Here is a 17301-nt window from a genome sequence, read left to right as displayed (position 1 = left end):
TCCCGTTATTTTTTCAACTGCTTGACGACCTTGTCGAGCACGCCATTCACGAACTTGTGACTGTCTTCGGCGGCGAACGCCTTAGCCAGCTCAATGGCTTCGTTGATCACGACCCGATAAGGCACGTCTTCACGCCGGGTCAGCTCGTAGCAGGCCAACCTCAGCACCGCCTTGTCTACCATGTCGAGCTCGGCCAGCGGGCGGGACAGGTAAGGGGAAAAAACGCCATCCAGATCGGTGGCGTGTACCGACACACCAAACAGCAGATCACGGAAATAGTCCATGTCCACGCCCTTGGTCTCTTGCTCCAGGGCAAACTGCTGGGCAATGTCGGCCACGTTGTCCTTGGTCATTTGCCACTGGTAAATGGCCTGGGTGGCGAATCGGCGGGCCTTGCGGCGTTCAGACGGTTTCAATGCAGTACTCCTCTCAGTCCAGCTGCTGCAGGACGTTAATCATTTCCAGCGCGCTCAGGGCCGCTTCCGCGCCCTTGTTACCCGCCTTGGTGCCGGCGCGCTCGATGGCTTGTTCAATGTTTTCGGTGGTCAGCACGCCAAACGCGACGGGGATTTCATAGTCCATCATCACGCTGCTCATGGTTTTGCTGTTTTCGTTGGCCACCAGATCGAAATGGTAGGTGCCGCCGCGGATCACGCAGCCCAAGGCCACAATGGCGTCGTACTTGCCGGTTTTGGCCAGCTTTTTACAGGCCAGTGCAATTTCCACCGCGCCCGGTACCCGTACCAGGGTGATGTTGTCGTCCTTGACCTGACCCTGACGCTTGAGCACGTCGAGGGCACCGGCCACCAGGCTGTCGTTGATAAAGCTGTTGAAGCGGGCGACCACGATGGCCACTTTGGCCTCGGGTGCGGCCATCAGCCCTTCGATTACCTTCATGGGAATCCTTGTTTGCAGAAAAGTGCGCACATTCTAGCACAATCGGCGATTGACAAAAGCCTTCGCCGGGCGCCCTCGGCAGCGAGCGCCGGCTCCGTTAATGCCGCTCCCGTCGCAGGACCGGACACCATGGTGTGCAATGCCATTCAAATCCCTTACAGTAGCGGCATTCGGCAACCGTCCGGTTGTCCGGCATCGCGGCGCTTCCACCGTGCTGTTCGTCTTTATTTCACTGCATTCAAGGGGTCTTTATGCTGCCGGAACGGCGCGGCGATCTGCTGATTCTTACCGCCACCCTGCTGGCCTCGGCGGGCTGGCTGTTTTCCAAGGAAGCCATTACCGCCCTGCCCCCGGCGGGCTTTGTGGGCTGGCGTTTTGTGCTGGCGGCGCTCATTCTGCTGCCCTTCTGCCAGCGCCAGCTGCGTGCCACCTCCCCCGCCAACCTGCTGAAAACCGCCGCCATCGGCCTGGTGATGACCCTGAACCTGATTTTCTGGATTCAGGCGGTGGCCCACAGCGAGGGCATTGGCGAAGGGGCCTTTATCATGAGCCTGGCCATGCTGATGGTGCCGCCCCTGGCCTGGCTGATTTTTAGGGAGCGACCGAGTCGTCAGTTCTGGCTGGCGCTGCCCATTGCCGTGGCCGGGCTGTTTTTGCTGACCTCGGGTAACGGCGTTTCGCTCTCCCTCGGGCAGTTGCTGTTTTTGCTGGCGTCATTGTCACTGGCGCTCTATTTCAGCCTGAACAGCCGCTTTGCCCGGCGGGTGGACCCGATGGCGCTGACCTGCGTGCAACTGGCGGTCACCGGCGTCATGCACCTTATCTATTCCGCCCTGTTCGAACAATGGCCCGCACAGGTGCCCGGCCATATCTGGGGCTGGTTTGCCGCCAGCGTGCTGCTGGCCACGTCATTGCGCTTTTTCTGTCAGAGTGCCGGGCAGAAATACAGCAACGTGGCCAACGCGGCGCTGATCATGATGCTGGAGCCGGTATGGACGGTGCTGATCAGCGTGTTCTGGTATCACGAGCCCATGCCGCTCCAGAAGATAATCGGCTGCTTGCTGATTTTGCTGGCGCTGCTGAGCTTTCGCAGCCGGCCGCTGTATGAGTGGTATCGGAACAGAAAGGCGTATAAACGGTAAAAAAGTAGAGTCATTCCGGCCTTCGAGCCGGAATCCACGCTGCAGACAGCGGTGCAAACCGCCCTGGACTCCGGCTTGCGCCGGAGTGAGGGCCCAACCTCGCTCCCACGCAGAGTATGGGAACGAGTTAAATAAGGGGGTTAGGCCTTGGGGGTCAGCGCATCGCCCTGAAACTCAATGCCCATCCAGCCGGTGTTCATAAAGTTGCGAATATTTTGGTGGTCATCGCCGTCGGGGTTGCCGAGCACGTCATCACGATAGAAGGCACCGAAACAGGCCAGGGTTTCCTGCTCGTCAAATCCCTGCAGCCGGGCAAAGGCAAACAGCTTGCAGGAGCCGTTGTTCTGGCCGGCGTCGTTATGCTGATCGCCATTGGCAAAGGCCACCGGGGTAAAATCGTACAGGCTGTCGATCAGCGCCATCACCTCGGTAAATTCAATGGACGCCGGTGCTTCGGCCAGCTTGTGCTGCAATTCGTTGATGTTCATCTTCTTCCTTTACGTCAGTTCAGTGCCAGACAACGGCACAAAAAACGGGAAATGTCGGCTATCTCCTCGGCACACACGGCATGGGCCATGGGATAGCGGTGGTATTCGGGCACATGGCCGAGCTGCTCCAGGGCACGGCAGGCGCGCAGGCCCAGTTGCTCGCTGACTACCGGATCCTGAGTGCCGTGCAGCACCAGAATGGGCAGGTCGCGGTTGGCCTCGCTCGCCGTAATACTGTCGGCGGTGGCGAAATAGGTAGACATGGCAATCAGCCCGCCCAAGGGCTTATCAACGCTCAACGCCGCCTCATAGGCCACGGCGCCCCCTTGCGAGAACCCCGCCAGCACAATGCGCCGGCTGTCGATGCCGGCGGCGATCTGCTGCTCCACCAGCTCAATGACCGCCGCCGCCGAACGGCGCAACTGGGTTTCGTCCACCTTGCGGTCAATGTCCATCGCCAGAATGTCATACCAGGCGGGCATGGCCATGCCGCCGTTGATGGTCACCGGTATGGCCGGCGCGTGGGGAAACACAAAGCGCACCGCGGCACCGGCGGGCAGGTGCAGCTCGGGCACGATGGGGGCAAAATCATGGCCGTCGGCCCCCAGGCCGTGCAGCCAGATCACACAGGCATTGGGATGGGGGGCGGTATCAATCTTCAGGCTGGTCAGCATGCCGGCTCCGTTATTTATCGAAAGGGATATTCAGGGGCCGGCCACATGCAGTCGATCCCTGCCGGCCTGTTTGGCACGGATCAGCTCCTGATCGGCCCGCCTGATGGTGTCGTCCAGCGATTCGCTGGGCTGGTGGATTGCCAGCCCGGCACTGACCGTCAGCTGCAGGCTAACCAGATCGTCCATCACCAGCTCGCGCACCGCCGTCATGATCCTTTTCAGCAGTGCTCCGGCCGGCTCCATCGCGGTATGGGGCAGCAACAACACAAACTCTTCACCGCCCCAGCGGGCGCACAGATCCTGGCTGCGCAACTGGCCGGCCAGGGTGTCTGCCAGCCGGCACAGCACCCGGTCGCCGGTGTCGTGACCATAGGTGTCGTTGATGCGCTTGAAATGATCCACGTCCAGCATGGCCAGGGCAAAGGCGGGCTGGCCGCGCCGGCAGCGGGCCTGCTCATCATGCAGCCGCTCCATCAGCTGGCGGCGGTTGGCAAGGCCAGTGAGCGGATCCCGGTGCGCCGCCTGCCGCAGTTGATCGTTGAGCTCCAGCAGGTTGCGCTGGTAGCGGTCCGAGATGCGGGTGATCTTGTCCAGCCGCTTGAGCTGGCGATCGTACTGCTGCAGCAGGTCCTGGTTGCGGGAAATGGCCAGGCCGTAGCTGCTGTCGGAAATGCGCAGCAGCCGCTCCAGCCGAAGGCGCTGCTCCCGGTTGCGCTCCGCCAGGGCCGCCAGCAGCGGCAACAGCGGGTTGTGCTGATGCTCGGGAGCAGCCAGCAGCCGCGCCAGCTCCTCATCCGAAGGCAGTTCAGCCATGGGGCAGCACCTCAAAGGGAAAACTGCAGTCTTCCCGGAATTCTTCGGCCAGCTCTTCCACCCGCTCGTTGTCCGGGTCAAAGAACCACTGCACCGCCACCTGCCGCTCTTTGGCAAAGGCCGCTTCCAGCAGATCGAAGATGTCCATCATGGCCTTGACGCTGCTGGTGTTCATGTAGACCAGATGAAGCTCCAGGTGCAGGGCGCCATCGCCGGCCTCCAGATACTGCTCAATCCAGCCGATCACCTCATGAAAAAACTCAAAGGAGTTTTCCGGGTAGGAATCCCCTTTCATGACCACCCTGCCCAGGGCGGGATCGCACATGATAGTCGGCGTCGACGTCGTGCCGGAGATCGCCAGTGTGTTCATTGCCAGTTCCGTGTTCATGCTCATACCACCGCCAAAATGCTTAAAAAACCGCGCCCGTCACCCACGTCCACCAGCCGGGCCATGATCGGCTGCGCCGACTTGCGCGCCACGTCCAGCAGCCCCAGGCCGGCACCGCTGCCGCCCTGCTCACTCCGGGGCTGGCGCAGCTGAGTCTTGTAGGCGGCCCTGAGTTCGGCCTTGTCCATGACCGCCAGGGTATTGATGCGATCGCACAGGGCCTGGCCGTCCGCCATGTCCACCAGGTTGCCGGCCATCACCCGGTAGTGGCCGTCTTCCCCGCTGGCCACCACCACGGTGGCGGAGCCGTCCCGCTCACCATACCCCATGAGGGAGGCGTAATGACGAATGTTCTGGGTCAGCTCAATGTAAACACCGAACACGTCCATGGCGGCGCCGGGCTGGGCGTTATCGGCCTGCAGGTAGTTGCGCAGCGCCTTGCCGATCTCCTCGATCAAGCTGCGGGAAATGGGGCCGTTGAAACACAGCAGAATACGGTTTTGATTAAACTGCTCGCGTATCGACAGCAGGTCTATGCCTTGCATCGGTTGCTCCTTGTCGCTCGGCGTCCATGCGAAACGCCAGCAGGGTAATGTCATCCCGTTGGGCGTGATCGCCACGGTATTGATCCAGTGCTTCTTTCAGGGCCTCGGCCTGTTCCGCCAGCGGCAGCCCGGCGTGGGTGCGCAACAACTCCCGGAACCGGCTGCCGCCCAGACCAAAGCCCTTGGCGCCGCCGGCCTGATCCAGGTAGCCGTCTGTGCTCAGGTAATATACCTGATCGTGATGCACCGGCAGCACCCGATCTTCAAAGATCCCCGGCCGCCGGTCCAGCAGGCTGCGGCGCTGCCCCCTGTGCTCTTCCACGGTATCCCCGTCGCTGCAATAGAGGGACATCTTGGCGCCGGCAAACACCAGCCGCTGCGCCACCGGATCCAGGTATGCCAGACCGGCGTCCATGGTGGTGGCCAGCCCCCGGGGCAGCTCGCAGTCCTGCAGCATGCCGCGCAGGGTCTGATCCGCCAGTTGCAGAATGGCGGCCGGCGAGTCCATGCCGTGCTCGCGCACCGCGTGATCCAGGGCCGCCCGGGCCAGCATGGTCATCAGCGCCCCGGCTACGCCATGACCGGCGCAGTCCACCACCCCCACCAGAAAGCGTCCCTGCTCACCGGGCTGAAACAGGTAGAAATCGCCGCCCACCACATCCCGCGGATGCCACAGCACAAAATGATGCTCGCCCAGTACCCGGGTCAGTTGCCGGTCGGGCAAAATGGCTTTCTGGATAAGGCTGGCGTAATCAATGGAGTCGTTGATCTGCTGGTGCGCCTGGCGCATTTGCCGGTTGGCCTGCTCCAGCGCCTGGGTGCGGCTTTGCACCTTTTGCTCCAGCTCCTCGGTGTGGCTGCGCACCTTGTCCACCATGACGCCAAAGGCCCGGCTCAAGTCACCGATTTCATCGCCGGAGGGCGCCGGCAGCGACACCTCGTAGCTGCCATCGGCAATGGCGGTGGCTGAGCCCTGCAACCGGCGCAGGGGGCGCAGCACGGTGCGTTCCACGCCATAGGCGAGCCCCAGCAGCAGCACCGCCAGCATCAGCACCAGGCCGAGCAGGGCGGCCTTGACCAGGCCCGGATCCAGCACCTGGGCCAGCCCCAGATCCATGACGGTGGCGAGGTACCAGTCGAGCTCGGGAATGTAACTGATGGCCAGCAACTGGCGCCGCCCCTCCAGGGTAAACCAGTCCATGGCCACCCCACTGGGGGTGCTGTTGGCTTGCGCCAGCAAGGCCGTCAGCCGTTCACGTTCGCCGGCCGTGTCCAGCCGGTCGTGCAGGGTGGTTCCCTCTCCGTTCATGCCCGCTGCCGAGCCCAGGGCAATCAGGCTGGCGTCGGCGTGGGCCTGAAAGCGTCCGTCCCGGTCGAGGATCATGGGCATCACGCCCGCTTTATCAATGGCGATAAAATCGTTGATAAAGCGGGTCAGATCAATGCCGGTGCCGGCCAGCCCCAGGGCCTTGCCCTGCTCTTCCACCCGCACGTTGATCCACACCCGGGTGGTGCCAAGGCGGCTGTCGTGGTTGACATTAATATTCAGCCGCTCGCCCGCGCGCATCAGGTTGAAGAACCATTGATCATCGGCGCTGCGTGCATCCAGCCGGTAGCTCGGCCGCCCATCAAAGGGCTGTTCGGGGGCACGGTAGTAATAATTGAGGGAGTCGGCACTGACCATAAACCAAGAATGGCTGCTGAAGTCGGCGGCAAAGCCTTCCGCTTCCCGCGCAAACAGGCGGCCATCCCTTTCGCCGGCCAGCCACTGACGGGTCAGTACCGAGTTGGCAAAACGCTCGGCCAGGGCCAGCTCACGGGTAAGGGGGACCAGCAGTTGCTGGTGATTGAGGCGGGTAAAGTTGTCGGCGTAGGCCCGGCCAAAGTGCTCCTGCACCCCGGCCAGCAACTGCCAGCCGATGCCGGCCGCCGGAACAAAGGCCAGCACACAGGCCAGCAACAAAGCCCAGATGGATTTTGCCCGAAGTCCCTTTCCCCAGATGGCCATGCCTGCCTTCGTCGTGAAATTGATACGATTGAGGCCGGTATTGTTGACTTTTTTTCGGTCAAACTCAATCGGGAAGGCGTATTTAAAATGTGTGTCAAAAGGGGAAAGCGAAGGGGTAACAGGGTAGATCCGCAGAATGGACCCCCGCCTTCGCGGGGGTAACGAGTCTGCTTACTCGGTGACGTACTCCACCACTTCCAGGCCAAAGCCGGACAGGGCATGGTAACGCTTGGGGGAGCTCAGCAGGCGCATCTTGCCCACGCCCATGGCGCGCAAAATCTGCGAGCCCACGCCCACCCGGCGGGAGGTACCCTGGCGCTTGGCCGCCTCGGGCCGCTCGCCCTTGTCGGCGGCTTCAAACATGCGCACCACCGACAGCAGATGGTCGGGGGTTTCCTCCTTGCCGAGGATCACCAGCACGCCGCCCTCGTCGGCGATGCGCGCCATCGACTTGTCCAGCGGCCAGCTGCGGCTGGCATGGCGGTCGGTCATCAGCACATCGGTGAGCATGTCGTGAATATGCACCCGCACCAGCGCCGGCTGGTCGGCCTTGATCTCGCCCTTGCGCAGGGCAAAGTGCACCTGGTTGTCGATGGTGTCGCGAAAGGTCACCAGTTCGAACTCGCCGTGCTCGGTGGGCAGTTTACAGCGGGCCACCTGCTCGATGGTGGTTTCGTTCTGGTTGCGGTACTCGATGAGATCGGCGATGGTGCCCAGCTTGATGCCGTGCTGCTCGGCGAACTTTTCCAGATCCGGACGGCGGGCCATGGTGCCGTCTTCGTTAAGGATTTCCACGATCACCGCCGACGGCTCCAGCCCCGCCAGCCGGGCCAGGTCACAGCCCGCCTCAGTATGGCCGGCGCGGGTCAGCACACCGCCGTTCTGGGCCTTGAGCGGAAAGATATGGCCGGGCTGCACCAGATCGGCGGGCTTGGCATCCTTGGCCACGGCGGCCTGCACGGTACGGGCCCGATCGGCGGCGGAAATACCGGTGGTCACCCCTTCCGCGGCCTCGATGGACACGGTAAAGGCGGTGGAGAACTGCTCGGTGTTGCGGCTCACCATCTGGGGAATGTCGAGCTGGCGGCAGCGGGCCTCGGTCAGGGTCAGACAAATCAGGCCCCGACCGTATTTGGCCATAAAATTGATGTCTTCCGGGCGCACGTGCTCGGCGGCCATGATCAGATCGCCTTCGTTTTCCCGGTCTTCGTCATCCATCAGAATGACCATTTTGCCCTGACGAATATCGTCGATGATTTCCTGGGTACTGCTTAAGGCCATGATGTTCCCCTTGGTTGATTCGGTTAGCCGCTATTTCACAAAACCGCTGGCGGCCAGGGTCGCCAGGGTCAGTCCGCTTGACGCTTCACTCTGGCCGCCGCTCAGCAGGCGTTCCAGATAGCGGGCGATAATGTCTACCTCCAGGTTGACGCTGCGGCCAACCTGCCAGTCATTCAGTGTGGTGTTATCCAATGTATGGGGCACCAGCGTCAATTTAAAGGCCGCGCCCGCCACCGCGTTCACGGTCAGGCTAATGCCGTCCACGGTGATGGAGCCCTTTTCGGCAATATAACGGGAAAGTTCTGCCGGGGCGTCGATCCACAGCTCAATGGCAAACCCTACCTTGGCCTTTTTGCTGATGCGCCCCACGCCGTCCACATGGCCGGACACCAGATGGCCGCCGAGACGGGTGGTGGGCAACAGCGCCTTTTCCAGGTTCACCGCCTGCCCGGACTGGTAATCCGCAAAGCCGGTGCGATTAAGGGTTTCAATTGACACGTCTGCGCAGTAGTAATCCTTGCCCAGCGCCGTGACCGTAAGACACACGCCGTTGGTGGCGATGGAGTCGCCCAGCGCCACATCGGACAGGTCCAATGTCGGGCAGTGAATGCGGATCACCGAGGAGGCGCCCTTGCGTTCAATGGCGGCCAGGGTGCCGGTGGCTTCAACAATACCGGTAAACATCAGTCGGTTACCCTTGCAATCAGTTTGAGATCGCCGCCCACAAAGCGGCAGTCCTGCCAGGCCAGCCGGGGCGGCTGACTCATGGCGGTAAATTCCGGCAGCGCCAGCAGGCCCCGGGCCGGGTTGCCCATCAGCATGGGGGCCTGATAGAGCACCAGCTCGTTGATAAGTCCGGCCGCAACCAGGGCGCCCCCCAGGGTGGCCCCCGCCTCTACCCAGAGGTGATTGAGCTGACGCCGGCCCAGCTCATCCAGCAGCAGGGCCAGATCCAGCTTGCCATGAGAGGTTAGCGGCAATACGCACTCTTCCACCTCGTCGCCAAAGCCGCCGGTAACCTGGCCGCGCAGCAATAAAATGGGGCCGGGCTGCGCAAACAGCCGCAGCCCTGAGTGCAGCCGGTTTTGGGTGTCGATCACAATGCGCAGGGGCTGGCGCAGTTCCTGCTCGGCATAGGCATGGCGCAGCGAGGCGGGCAGCTCGGCCCAGCGTACATTGAGGGCGGCGTTGTCCATCAGCACGGTGTCGGCGCCGGAGAGCAGGGCGCAGCTTTGCGCCCGATGGCGCTGTACGTCGCGCCGGGCGGCGGGGCCGGTGATCCACTGGCTTTCGCCGTTGGCCAGCGCGGTACGGCCATCCAGGCTGGCGGCCAGCTTGAGCGTCACAAAGGGCCGGCCGGTACGCATGCGGTGCAGAAACCCCACATTCACCGCCTCCGCCGCCTCGCTCATCAGTCCGGCCTCGGCCTGAATGCCTGCCTCACGCAGCATGGCCAGGCCGCGGCCCGCCACCCGGGGGTTGGGATCCACCATGGCGGCCACCACCCGGGTCACGCCGGCGTCAATCAGCCCCTGGGCGCAGGGCGGCGTACGGCCATGGTGAGAGCAGGGCTCCAGGGTCACGTAGGCGGTGGCGCCCTGAGCGGCGGCGCCGGCTTCGCGCAGGGCAAACACCTCGGCGTGAGGGCCGCCGGCGCGCTGGTGAAAGCCCTCGCCCACCAGGTTGCCATCCTTAACCACCACACAGCCCACCGCCGGATTGGGGCTGGTGGTAAAACGGCCGCGACGGGCCAGCTCAAGCGCCCTGGCCATCCAGCGCGCATCGTCTTTTGTGAACACTTATTGCTCCAGGCGGGCTATCTCTTCGCCAAACTGGCGCAGATCTTCAAAACAACGGTATACGGACGCGAAGCGAATGTAGGCCACCTTGTCGAGCTGCTTGAGCTCTTCCATCACCAGGTTGCCCACCAGCTCTGAAGGCACCTCCCGCTCGCCGGTGGCGCGCAGCCGGGATTTGATGCGGCTGATGGCCTGCTCAATGGCCTCGGTGCTGACCGGCCGCTTTTCCAGCGCCCGCTGCATGCCCGCTTCCAGCTTGTCTTCGTTGAAGGGCTCGCGAATACCGCTGGTCTTGATGATGCGCGGCATCACCAGCTCGGCGGTTTCAAAGGTGGTAAAACGCTCCCGGCAGGCATTGCACTCCCGCCGCCGGCGCACCTGCAGGCCATCCCCCACCAGACGGGAGTCGATCACCTTGGTTTCGGTTGCGTTACAAAAGGGGCAGTGCATGGTGCCTCCGCGGGGCCTGTTAACCGGCTGTTAGTGTAAAGAAGCGGGCTGTGGATTTAAAGCGGGGAGTTAAATACAGGGACTCGGGATTGGGGACTCGGGACTGGATAGAGCGCCTGCGGCGCTAATGCAGGCTGGCAGCCTGCGCTCCACAGAAGCATGCCGCCTTTGGAGCGCGGGCAGCCTTGCCCGCATATTGCCGCGCAGCGGCAACCTCGATGCCCGGTTAATAACCGGCAATAAAAAAGGGACCGGAAACACCAGTCCCCAGTCCCTGTTCACCCATCCCGTTAACGCTTACGCGTAAACCGGGTGGCGACGACAGATGTCCAGCACCTGCTCTTTCACGCGAGCAATGGTGGCGTCGTCGTTGATGTTGCTCAGCACATCGCAGATCCAGCCGGCCAGCTGGCGCACTTCGGCTTCACGGAAACCGCGACGGGTCACCGCCGGGGTACCGATACGGATACCGGAAGTCACGAACGGCGAGCGCGGATCGTTGGGCACGGCGTTCTTGTTCACGGTGATGAAAGCACGACCCAGGGCGGCGTCGGCTTCCTTACCGGTGATGTCCTTGTCGATCAGATCCAGCAGGAACAGGTGGTTGTGAGTACCACCGGAAACCACTTTAAAGCCACGCTTCTGGAACTCGTCGGCCATGGCCTGGGCGTTTTTCACCACCTGAGCCTGATATTCCTTGAACTCGGGCTCCAGGGCTTCCTTGAAGGCCACGGCCTTGCCGGCGATGACGTGCATCAGCGGGCCACCCTGACCACCCGGGAACACGGCGGAGTTCAGTTTCTTTTCCAGCTCTTCGTTGTTGGCGGCAGACAGAATGATGCCGCCACGGGGACCGGCCAGGGTCTTGTGGGTGGTGGAGGTCACCACGTGGGCGTGGGGCAGCGGGTTGGGGTATACACCGGCGGCGATAAGGCCAGCCACGTGGGCCATGTCGACCATGAACCAGGCGCCTACCTTGTCGGCGATTTCGCGCATGCGGGCCCAGTCCACGATGCCGGAGAAGGCGGAGAAGCCGCCGATGATCATCTTCGGCTTGTGCTCAACGGCCAGACGCTCCATTTCTTCATAATCGATCACGCCCTCATCGTTGATGCCGTAGGGCACGATGTTGTACAGGCGGCCGGAGAAGTTGGCGGGAGAGCCATGAGTCAGGTGACCACCGTGGGCCAGGTTCATGCCCATCACGGTGTCGCCGGGCTTGACCAGGGCCAGGAAGACGGCAGAGTTGGCCTGAGAGCCGGAGTGCGGCTGCACGTTGGCCCAGGTGGCGCCAAACAGCTCTTTAACGCGCTCAATGGCCAGCTCTTCCACCACGTCGACGTATTCACAGCCGCCGTAGAAACGCTTGCCCGGGTAACCTTCGGCGTATTTGTTGGTCAGCTGGGAACCCTGAGCCTGCATCACCCGCGGGCTGGTGTAGTTTTCGGAAGCGATCAGCTCAATGTGCTCTTCCTGGCGCACGGTTTCATCGCTGATGGCCTGCCACAGCTGGGGATCATAGTCGGCGATATTCATCTCACGCTTTAACATCCGTCTCTCCTGACTCATGGGGGATTGTCACTGAAAGCCAGAGTGTACCCCCAAGCGGCAGCCTGGCCTAGCCCCGAAGCCCGGCTAAACACGTTTTTTTTACTTTAATGTTGAAAAGTTCACAAAAAGTTGAAAACCCATTAACACAAGCCCCCTTTCTCCCCCGAGCATGAAGTTGACCGGCAAACCCGATAGAATGGGGTTTCAATTCACTGCCCGACGAGGGCCGACCATTTAAAGTGAAAGGGGATTATGCAAGCGTTCAGAGTCACTTCCCAGCGCCGAGCCGAGCTGTATCACTGGTTTACCGCCCTCTTTGCCGCCCCCCTGAGCGAAGACGATCTTAACGAATTCGGCGGTTACGACATGCACCGCTTTCTCGACAGCCTGGCCACCCTGGATCCGCTGACCGAGGCTGCCGAGGCCTTTCGTCGCCAGGCGGAGCTGGCGCTGCAACTGAGCCAGCCCCAGGCCGGCCTGGCACAACGGTGGCAGGCCCTGACGGCGGCGCCGTCGCTGCTCAACATCACCAGCCTGACCGAGCCCGACCAGGAGGCCCTGCTGCTGATGACGGTGTTGCTCAAGCAGCACGGCACCCAGTTGAACGACGACGACCCGCTGCATGTGTGCAATCAGCTGGAAATGATGGGCACCCTGGCCCTGGCCGCCGCCGACAGCGATGATGAGGCGCGCGCCCGATTGCTCGACCAGCAGCGGGAGCTGGCCAACACTCAGCTCATCGACTGGCTGCCGGCCTTTGCAGAACGCTGTGGCGAGCGGGACGGGCAAGGCTTTTATGCCGCTGCCGCCCATCTGCTGCAGGCGGTGTTTATCATGGATCTGCACTACCTCAACAACGTGGCGGAATAGGCCAGCCCATGCGTTACAGCAAGCACAAAAAATCCGAGGCCTCGCCCGAAACCCAGGCCGAAGCCGAGCGGGTGGCCAAAGCCACCCAGCGCCCGGGCCAGACCAAGGAGCAGACCCGGCTCATTGCTCAGGGCATTCAGAAGGGCATAGAAGAATACAAGAAGCAGCAAAAGGCCAGGGCCCGCGCCGCCGACAAGGCCCGCCGGCAGCAACAACGCCAGCAGGACACCGGCACCGATGCCGCCCCGGAGCCGGCATCGGCACCGGCCCCGTCGGTCCGCGCCGGCCTGCTGCCCTGGGCCCTGCTGGGGCTGAGCTGGGCCAGCTTCTTTCTATACTTGTGGCTGACCCGCCACGGCTGAACCACGACTGCTGACCCCTTACCGCTGACCAAGGAGAGCCCATGTCACTGCCCCTGCCCCCCGAGCCGCATACCTCAGCAGGTGCCGAACGCCGGCTGGGGGTGGAGCTGGAGCTGAGCGGCCTGTCCCTGCCGCAACTGGTGGCCCTGGTGGCCGACACCCTGGAAGGCGAGCGCCGGCCGGTGTCCGAATACGAGTTCGAGATTGCCACGCCCCTGGGGGATTTTCGCGCCGAGCTCGACTTTGACTACCTCAAGCAACTGGCCCGGGCCCAGCGCCGGCACCCGCCCGGCGAGCTGGAGCAGGCCGCCACCGAGTTGCTGGGCAGCCTGGCACGGCAACTGGTGCCGCTGGAGCTGGTGTGCCCGCCCCTGCCCCTGTCCCGGCTCGATGAGCTCAACCGCCTGTTTGAACAGCTGCGCCAACACGGCGCCCATGGCACCCGCCACGCCCTGTATTATGCCTTTGGCCTGCACCTCAACCCCGAGCTGCCAGATACCGGCATTGCCACTCTGCTGCGCTACTTTCGCGCCTACCTGTGCCTGCACGACTGGCTGACGGAGCACGAAGACATCGTCACCGCCCGCAAAATTTCCCCCTATATTCGCGCTTTTCCCAAGGACTATGTGCGACTGGTGCTGAACCCCCGCTACCGGCCCGACATGGCCGGCTTTACCGCCGACTACCTGGCCTGGAACCCGACCCGCAACCGGGCCATGGACTTGCTGCCCCTGCTGGCCTGGCACGACGAGTCCAAAGTGCAGGCGGTGGTACAGGACGACAAGGTCCACAAGCGCCCCACCCTGCACTACCGGCTGCCCAACTCCGATATCGACAACCCGGCGTGGTCCCTGCGCCACGCCTGGACCGGCTGGCTGCAGGTGGAACGGCTGGCCAGTAACGAGCAGCGCCTGGCCGGGGCCTGCCGGGCCTATCTGACACACCTGGATCAACTGACCCCCGACTTTATCGATCCCTGGAGCCTGAAGGTACGCCCATGGCTGCGCTGATCGGCGTGACCGGCCCCAACAGCCGGCTGCCCCTGGCCTGGTGGGCCAGCCGCCTGGCCCTGCATCTCGCCGGCGGCCGGGGCCTGCACCTGACCCCGGCCAACATGCACCGGCACCGGCGCGACCAGCTGCAAGGCTTAATCATCGGCGGCGGCGACGACATCGACGCCGCATTGTACGGCCACGACACCGGGCGGGCGCCGGCGGATCCGGAGCGGGATGCCTTTGAGATAGAGCTGATTGAGCACGCCCTCGACACCAGCCTGCCCCTGCTCGGCATCTGCCGGGGCGCTCAGCTTATCAACGTGGTGCTGGGCGGCTCGCTGCACGCCGATATTCGCCCGCAGCGACTGCATACCTCCAACCGGCGCACGCCGCTGCCGCGCAAGACCGCCATTGGCTGTGGCAACGGCCGACTCAGCCACATTATGCAACAGCCCCGCTGGCGCATTAACAGCCTGCATCATCAGGCGGTGGACCGCCTCGGCGGCGGCCTGGCGGTGGTGGCCCGGGATCTGGACGGCTTTGTGCAGGCCATTGAAAGCACCACGGATCACTATCTGCTGGGAGTGCAGTGGCACCCGGAATACCTGCCCTACCTGTCCTGTCAGCGACGGCTGTTTCAACACCTGGTGCAGGCCGCCGAACAGAGCTGGCCCGAGGCCCTCTATGACTGATTACCTGCTGGTGTTTGGCAGCAGCCTGCTGGCGGCCACCATAGCCCCCTTTTATTCGGAAGTGGTGCTGGCGGCGGTGCTCACCCGCCAGCCCGACGCCGCCCTGCTGCTGTGGGCTCTGGCCAGCATCGGCAATACCCTTGGCTCCATGGTCAACTGGGGGCTGGGCAAATACCTGCTGCACTACCGCCACAAACGCTGGTTTCCGGTGAACGACAAGCAGCTCGACCGGGCCCAGCGCTGGTTTCAGCGCTTTGGGGTATGGTCGCTGCTGCTGGCCTGGGCGCCGGTGGGCGGCGATGCCCTGACCTTTATCGCCGGCATCATGCGGGTACCGCTGGCACTGTTTACCCTGCTGGTGTTTATCGGCAAGGCGCTGCGCTACGCCGTGGTTCTCTGGTTCGCCGACACCCTGCTGCTATAGTTTCGCCTGCGACCAAAGTCGGCTGGCAAAAGCCGGTACCACTGTAATACTGGGCGGATAACGGCAAGGAGGCCTTATGCAGGATCAGTTCAATTTCGATCATCCGCCCTTTAATACCCTGACCCTGGACCAGCGCCAGGATCTGCTCGACCAGACCGACATCGCCTATTTTGCCCGGGGGGAAACCATTCTGGAGCCCGGGCAGCTGCTCGACTGCCTTTACATCATTCTCAAGGGCGTGGTGGAAGAGCGCCACAAGGAGCGGGGCGAGGTGTTCGCCCAGTACACCACTGACGACTTGTTCGACCTTCGCGGCCAGTTCGACGGTGAATGCCGCCACGGCTATGTGGCGCTGGAAGAAACCCTGTGCTTTGTGCTGCCGACCCAGGCCTTTCTCACCCTGATGACCGACAATCCGGACTTTGCCGCCTGGTTTCAGCAGGATCTTCAGGGCCGGCAACAAACCGCGGCGCCCCGCAAGAACCTGTCGGAGTTCATTCTTACCCGTATCGACAACAGCAACATACAGCCGGCCATGGTGATCGACGGCCAGACCTCGATTTTTCAGGCCACCCAGCTGCTCAAAACCCATCACCTGGAGTCGCTGATCGTGGCCCACGACGGCAGCTTTGGCATGCTCACCGGCACCGATCTGCTTTACGGCGCCGTACTCGACGCACTGCCCGCCGGCGAGCCGGTGCATGTGCTGGCCAGCTTCAACCTGGTGTCGGTGCAAAAGGGCGACTTTCTGTTCAATGCCCTGATGCTGATGGTGCAGAAAAAAATTGAGCGGGTGGCGGTGATGGAAGGTGAGCAGCTGGCAGGCATTCTCGAGATGACCCAGCTGCTCAGCCAGTTTTCCACCCACTCCCAGGTGCTGGGGCTGCGCATACTGCGGGCCGGCAACATCGACGAGCTGGCCGAGGCCGCTGCCACTCTCGGCATGCTGGTGGAAAACCTGCACAACAACGGCGTGCGCCTGCCCTTTATCATGAAGCTGCTGGCCAGCCTCAACAGCCAGCTGATGCGCAAGGCCTTTGCGTTCGCCTTTCCGCCCGAGCTGCACGACCGGCTGGCGCTGATGGTGCTGGGCAGCGAGGGCCGAGGCGAGCAGGTACTGAAAACCGATCAGGACAATGCCCTGATACTGGATCAGAATCTCAGCCCCGCCGAGGTGCTGCCCTACGCCGAGCAGTTCAGCCGTTATCTGGAGCGGCTCGGCTATCCGCCCTGCCCGGGTAAGGTGATGGTCAACAATCCCGACTGGGTAAAGCGCCTGGACGACTGGACCGCCTGCCTCGACCACTGGGTCAGCCGCAATACCCCGGACAGCCATATGCAACTGGCCATTATCGCCGATCCCCACTTTATTGCCGGGCGCGAGTCCCTGGTGCGGCGTTTTCAGAAGCACCTGCTGGCGGCGGTCAAGGGCCGGGATCTGCTGCTGAGCGAGTTCGCCGCTCAGGCGCTGCGCTTTCACACCCCGCTGACCTTTTTTGGGGACATCAAGCAGTCCGACAAGGGGCTCGACATCAAACGCGGCGGCATCTTTCCGGTGGTGCAGGGGGTGCGGGCCCTGGCCCTGGAGCAGGGGGTGTTTGAAACCAACACCCTGGAGCGCATTCGTCTGCTCACCGACCAGCACATTTTCGAACCGGAGCAGGCCGACAACCTGAGTGCGGCGCTGACCCTGTTCTGGCAACTGCGGCTGGAGCAGCAGCTGGCCCGGGGCGGCGACGGCCTCAGCCAGTTGCTGGATCCGGCCGCCCTGCCCCGGCACCAGCGGGATCTGCTGCGCCATGCCCTGCACGTGGTCAAGAAATTCAAGCAGAAACTGGAAGTGCACTTTCAGATCCGGGGATTGTAGGGTGCCGTCATGCTGGCGCAGGCCGGTGTCCGAGGCGGATTGCACCGTGGTCTGC

Annotated in this window: 20 protein-coding genes; 7 read left to right on the top strand and 13 right to left on the bottom strand. The window is 62.9% G+C overall.

Annotation, left to right across the window (positions count from 1 at the left end; translation table 11 throughout):
• Positions 1–5: 5 nt before the first annotated feature.
• Entirely contained in the window at positions 6–416 is a 411-nt protein-coding gene (nusB, locus tag GU3_RS06050) for a transcription antitermination factor NusB (protein WP_014291643.1), read from the bottom strand.
• 13 nt (positions 417–429) lie between these two features.
• Positions 430–897, bottom strand: coding sequence for a 6,7-dimethyl-8-ribityllumazine synthase (ribE, locus tag GU3_RS06045; protein ID WP_014291642.1), 468 nt, complete (start codon positions 895–897; stop codon positions 430–432).
• Positions 898–1148: 251 nt separating this feature from the next.
• On the opposite strand from ribE, the gene GU3_RS06040 reads away from it, so the two are divergent.
• Positions 1149–2039, top strand: a complete 891-nt coding sequence (locus GU3_RS06040; protein ID WP_014291641.1) for a DMT family transporter — start codon at positions 1149–1151, stop codon at positions 2037–2039.
• Positions 2040–2179: 140 nt separating this feature from the next.
• On the opposite strand, the gene GU3_RS06035 is transcribed toward GU3_RS06040, so the two are convergent.
• From GU3_RS06035 to glyA, 11 genes are all read right to left on the bottom strand, one after another.
• Positions 2180–2527: a HopJ type III effector protein gene (locus tag GU3_RS06035; protein WP_014291640.1), complete on the bottom strand. Its 348-nt coding sequence runs from the start codon at positions 2525–2527 to the stop codon at positions 2180–2182.
• A 14-nt stretch (positions 2528–2541) separates the two neighbouring features.
• Positions 2542–3201, bottom strand: a complete 660-nt coding sequence (locus tag GU3_RS06030) for an alpha/beta hydrolase (RefSeq protein ID WP_014291639.1) — start codon at positions 3199–3201, stop codon at positions 2542–2544.
• A gap of 30 nt (positions 3202–3231) precedes the next feature.
• The gene (gene siaD / locus GU3_RS06025) at positions 3232–4014 is read right to left on the bottom strand and encodes a biofilm regulation diguanylate cyclase SiaD (RefSeq protein WP_014291638.1); all 783 of its coding nucleotides are present in this window, start codon (positions 4012–4014) and stop codon (positions 3232–3234) included.
• Positions 4007–4384, bottom strand: coding sequence for a biofilm regulation phosphoprotein SiaC (gene siaC / locus GU3_RS06020; RefSeq protein WP_041542975.1), 378 nt, complete (start codon positions 4382–4384; stop codon positions 4007–4009). The genes siaD and siaC overlap by 8 nt, the downstream gene beginning before the upstream one ends.
• Positions 4385–4404: 20 nt before the next feature.
• On the bottom strand, positions 4405–4947 hold the full coding sequence (gene siaB, locus GU3_RS06015) for a biofilm regulation protein kinase SiaB (RefSeq protein ID WP_014291636.1): 543 nt from the start codon (positions 4945–4947) through the stop codon (positions 4405–4407).
• Positions 4907–6955 (bottom strand): biofilm regulation protein phosphatase SiaA, encoded by a 2049-nt coding sequence (siaA, locus tag GU3_RS06010; protein ID WP_014291635.1) that lies wholly within the window; start codon positions 6953–6955, stop codon positions 4907–4909. The genes siaB and siaA overlap by 41 nt, the downstream gene beginning before the upstream one ends.
• Before the next feature lie 171 nt (positions 6956–7126).
• Entirely contained in the window at positions 7127–8236 is a 1110-nt protein-coding gene (gene ribBA / locus GU3_RS06005; RefSeq protein WP_014291634.1) for a bifunctional 3,4-dihydroxy-2-butanone-4-phosphate synthase/GTP cyclohydrolase II, read from the bottom strand.
• Positions 8237–8266: 30 nt separating this feature from the next.
• Positions 8267–8920 carry a riboflavin synthase gene (locus tag GU3_RS06000; protein WP_014291633.1) on the bottom strand — a complete coding sequence of 218 codons (654 nt, stop codon included), beginning with the start codon at positions 8918–8920 and terminating at the stop codon, positions 8267–8269.
• The gene (gene ribD / locus GU3_RS05995) at positions 8920–10035 is read right to left on the bottom strand and encodes a bifunctional diaminohydroxyphosphoribosylaminopyrimidine deaminase/5-amino-6-(5-phosphoribosylamino)uracil reductase RibD (protein WP_014291632.1); all 1116 of its coding nucleotides are present in this window, start codon (positions 10033–10035) and stop codon (positions 8920–8922) included. The genes GU3_RS06000 and ribD overlap by 1 nt, the downstream gene beginning before the upstream one ends.
• On the bottom strand, positions 10036–10485 hold the full coding sequence (gene nrdR / locus GU3_RS05990) for a transcriptional regulator NrdR (RefSeq protein WP_014291631.1): 450 nt from the start codon (positions 10483–10485) through the stop codon (positions 10036–10038).
• 297 nt (positions 10486–10782) lie between these two features.
• Entirely contained in the window at positions 10783–12036 is a 1254-nt protein-coding gene (glyA, locus tag GU3_RS05985; RefSeq protein WP_014291630.1) for a serine hydroxymethyltransferase, read from the bottom strand.
• A gap of 252 nt (positions 12037–12288) precedes the next feature.
• Between glyA and GU3_RS05980 the strand changes: the two genes are divergently transcribed.
• The 6 genes from GU3_RS05980 (at position 12289) to GU3_RS05955 (ending at position 17246) form a co-directional block, all read left to right on the top strand.
• The gene (locus tag GU3_RS05980) at positions 12289–12906 is read left to right on the top strand and encodes a molecular chaperone TorD family protein (protein WP_014291629.1); all 618 of its coding nucleotides are present in this window, start codon (positions 12289–12291) and stop codon (positions 12904–12906) included.
• Between the two features lie 8 nt (positions 12907–12914).
• A complete protein-coding gene (locus GU3_RS05975) occupies positions 12915–13268 on the top strand; it encodes a DUF2956 domain-containing protein (protein ID WP_014291628.1) in 354 nt (117 codons plus the stop codon).
• Positions 13269–13309: 41 nt separating this feature from the next.
• Positions 13310–14278, top strand: a complete 969-nt coding sequence (locus GU3_RS05970; protein WP_014291627.1) for an amidoligase family protein — start codon at positions 13310–13312, stop codon at positions 14276–14278.
• Complete coding sequence (locus GU3_RS05965) at positions 14266–14955, top strand: gamma-glutamyl-gamma-aminobutyrate hydrolase family protein (RefSeq protein ID WP_014291626.1); 690 nt, start codon at positions 14266–14268, stop codon at positions 14953–14955. The genes GU3_RS05970 and GU3_RS05965 overlap by 13 nt, the downstream gene beginning before the upstream one ends.
• The gene (locus GU3_RS05960; protein ID WP_014291625.1) at positions 14948–15379 is read left to right on the top strand and encodes a YqaA family protein; all 432 of its coding nucleotides are present in this window, start codon (positions 14948–14950) and stop codon (positions 15377–15379) included. Before GU3_RS05965 ends, GU3_RS05960 begins: the two co-directional genes overlap by 8 nt.
• Before the next feature lie 76 nt (positions 15380–15455).
• Positions 15456–17246: a putative nucleotidyltransferase substrate binding domain-containing protein gene (locus GU3_RS05955; protein ID WP_014291624.1), complete on the top strand. Its 1791-nt coding sequence runs from the start codon at positions 15456–15458 to the stop codon at positions 17244–17246.
• The last annotated feature ends 55 nt before the right edge of the window (positions 17247–17301 follow it).

Source organism: Oceanimonas sp. GK1, from assembly GCF_000243075.1.
Classification (GTDB): domain Bacteria; phylum Pseudomonadota; class Gammaproteobacteria; order Enterobacterales; family Aeromonadaceae; genus Oceanimonas.
The sequence above is the reverse complement of the archived record's forward strand: the minus strand, read 5'-3'. Positions and strand labels throughout refer to the sequence as shown.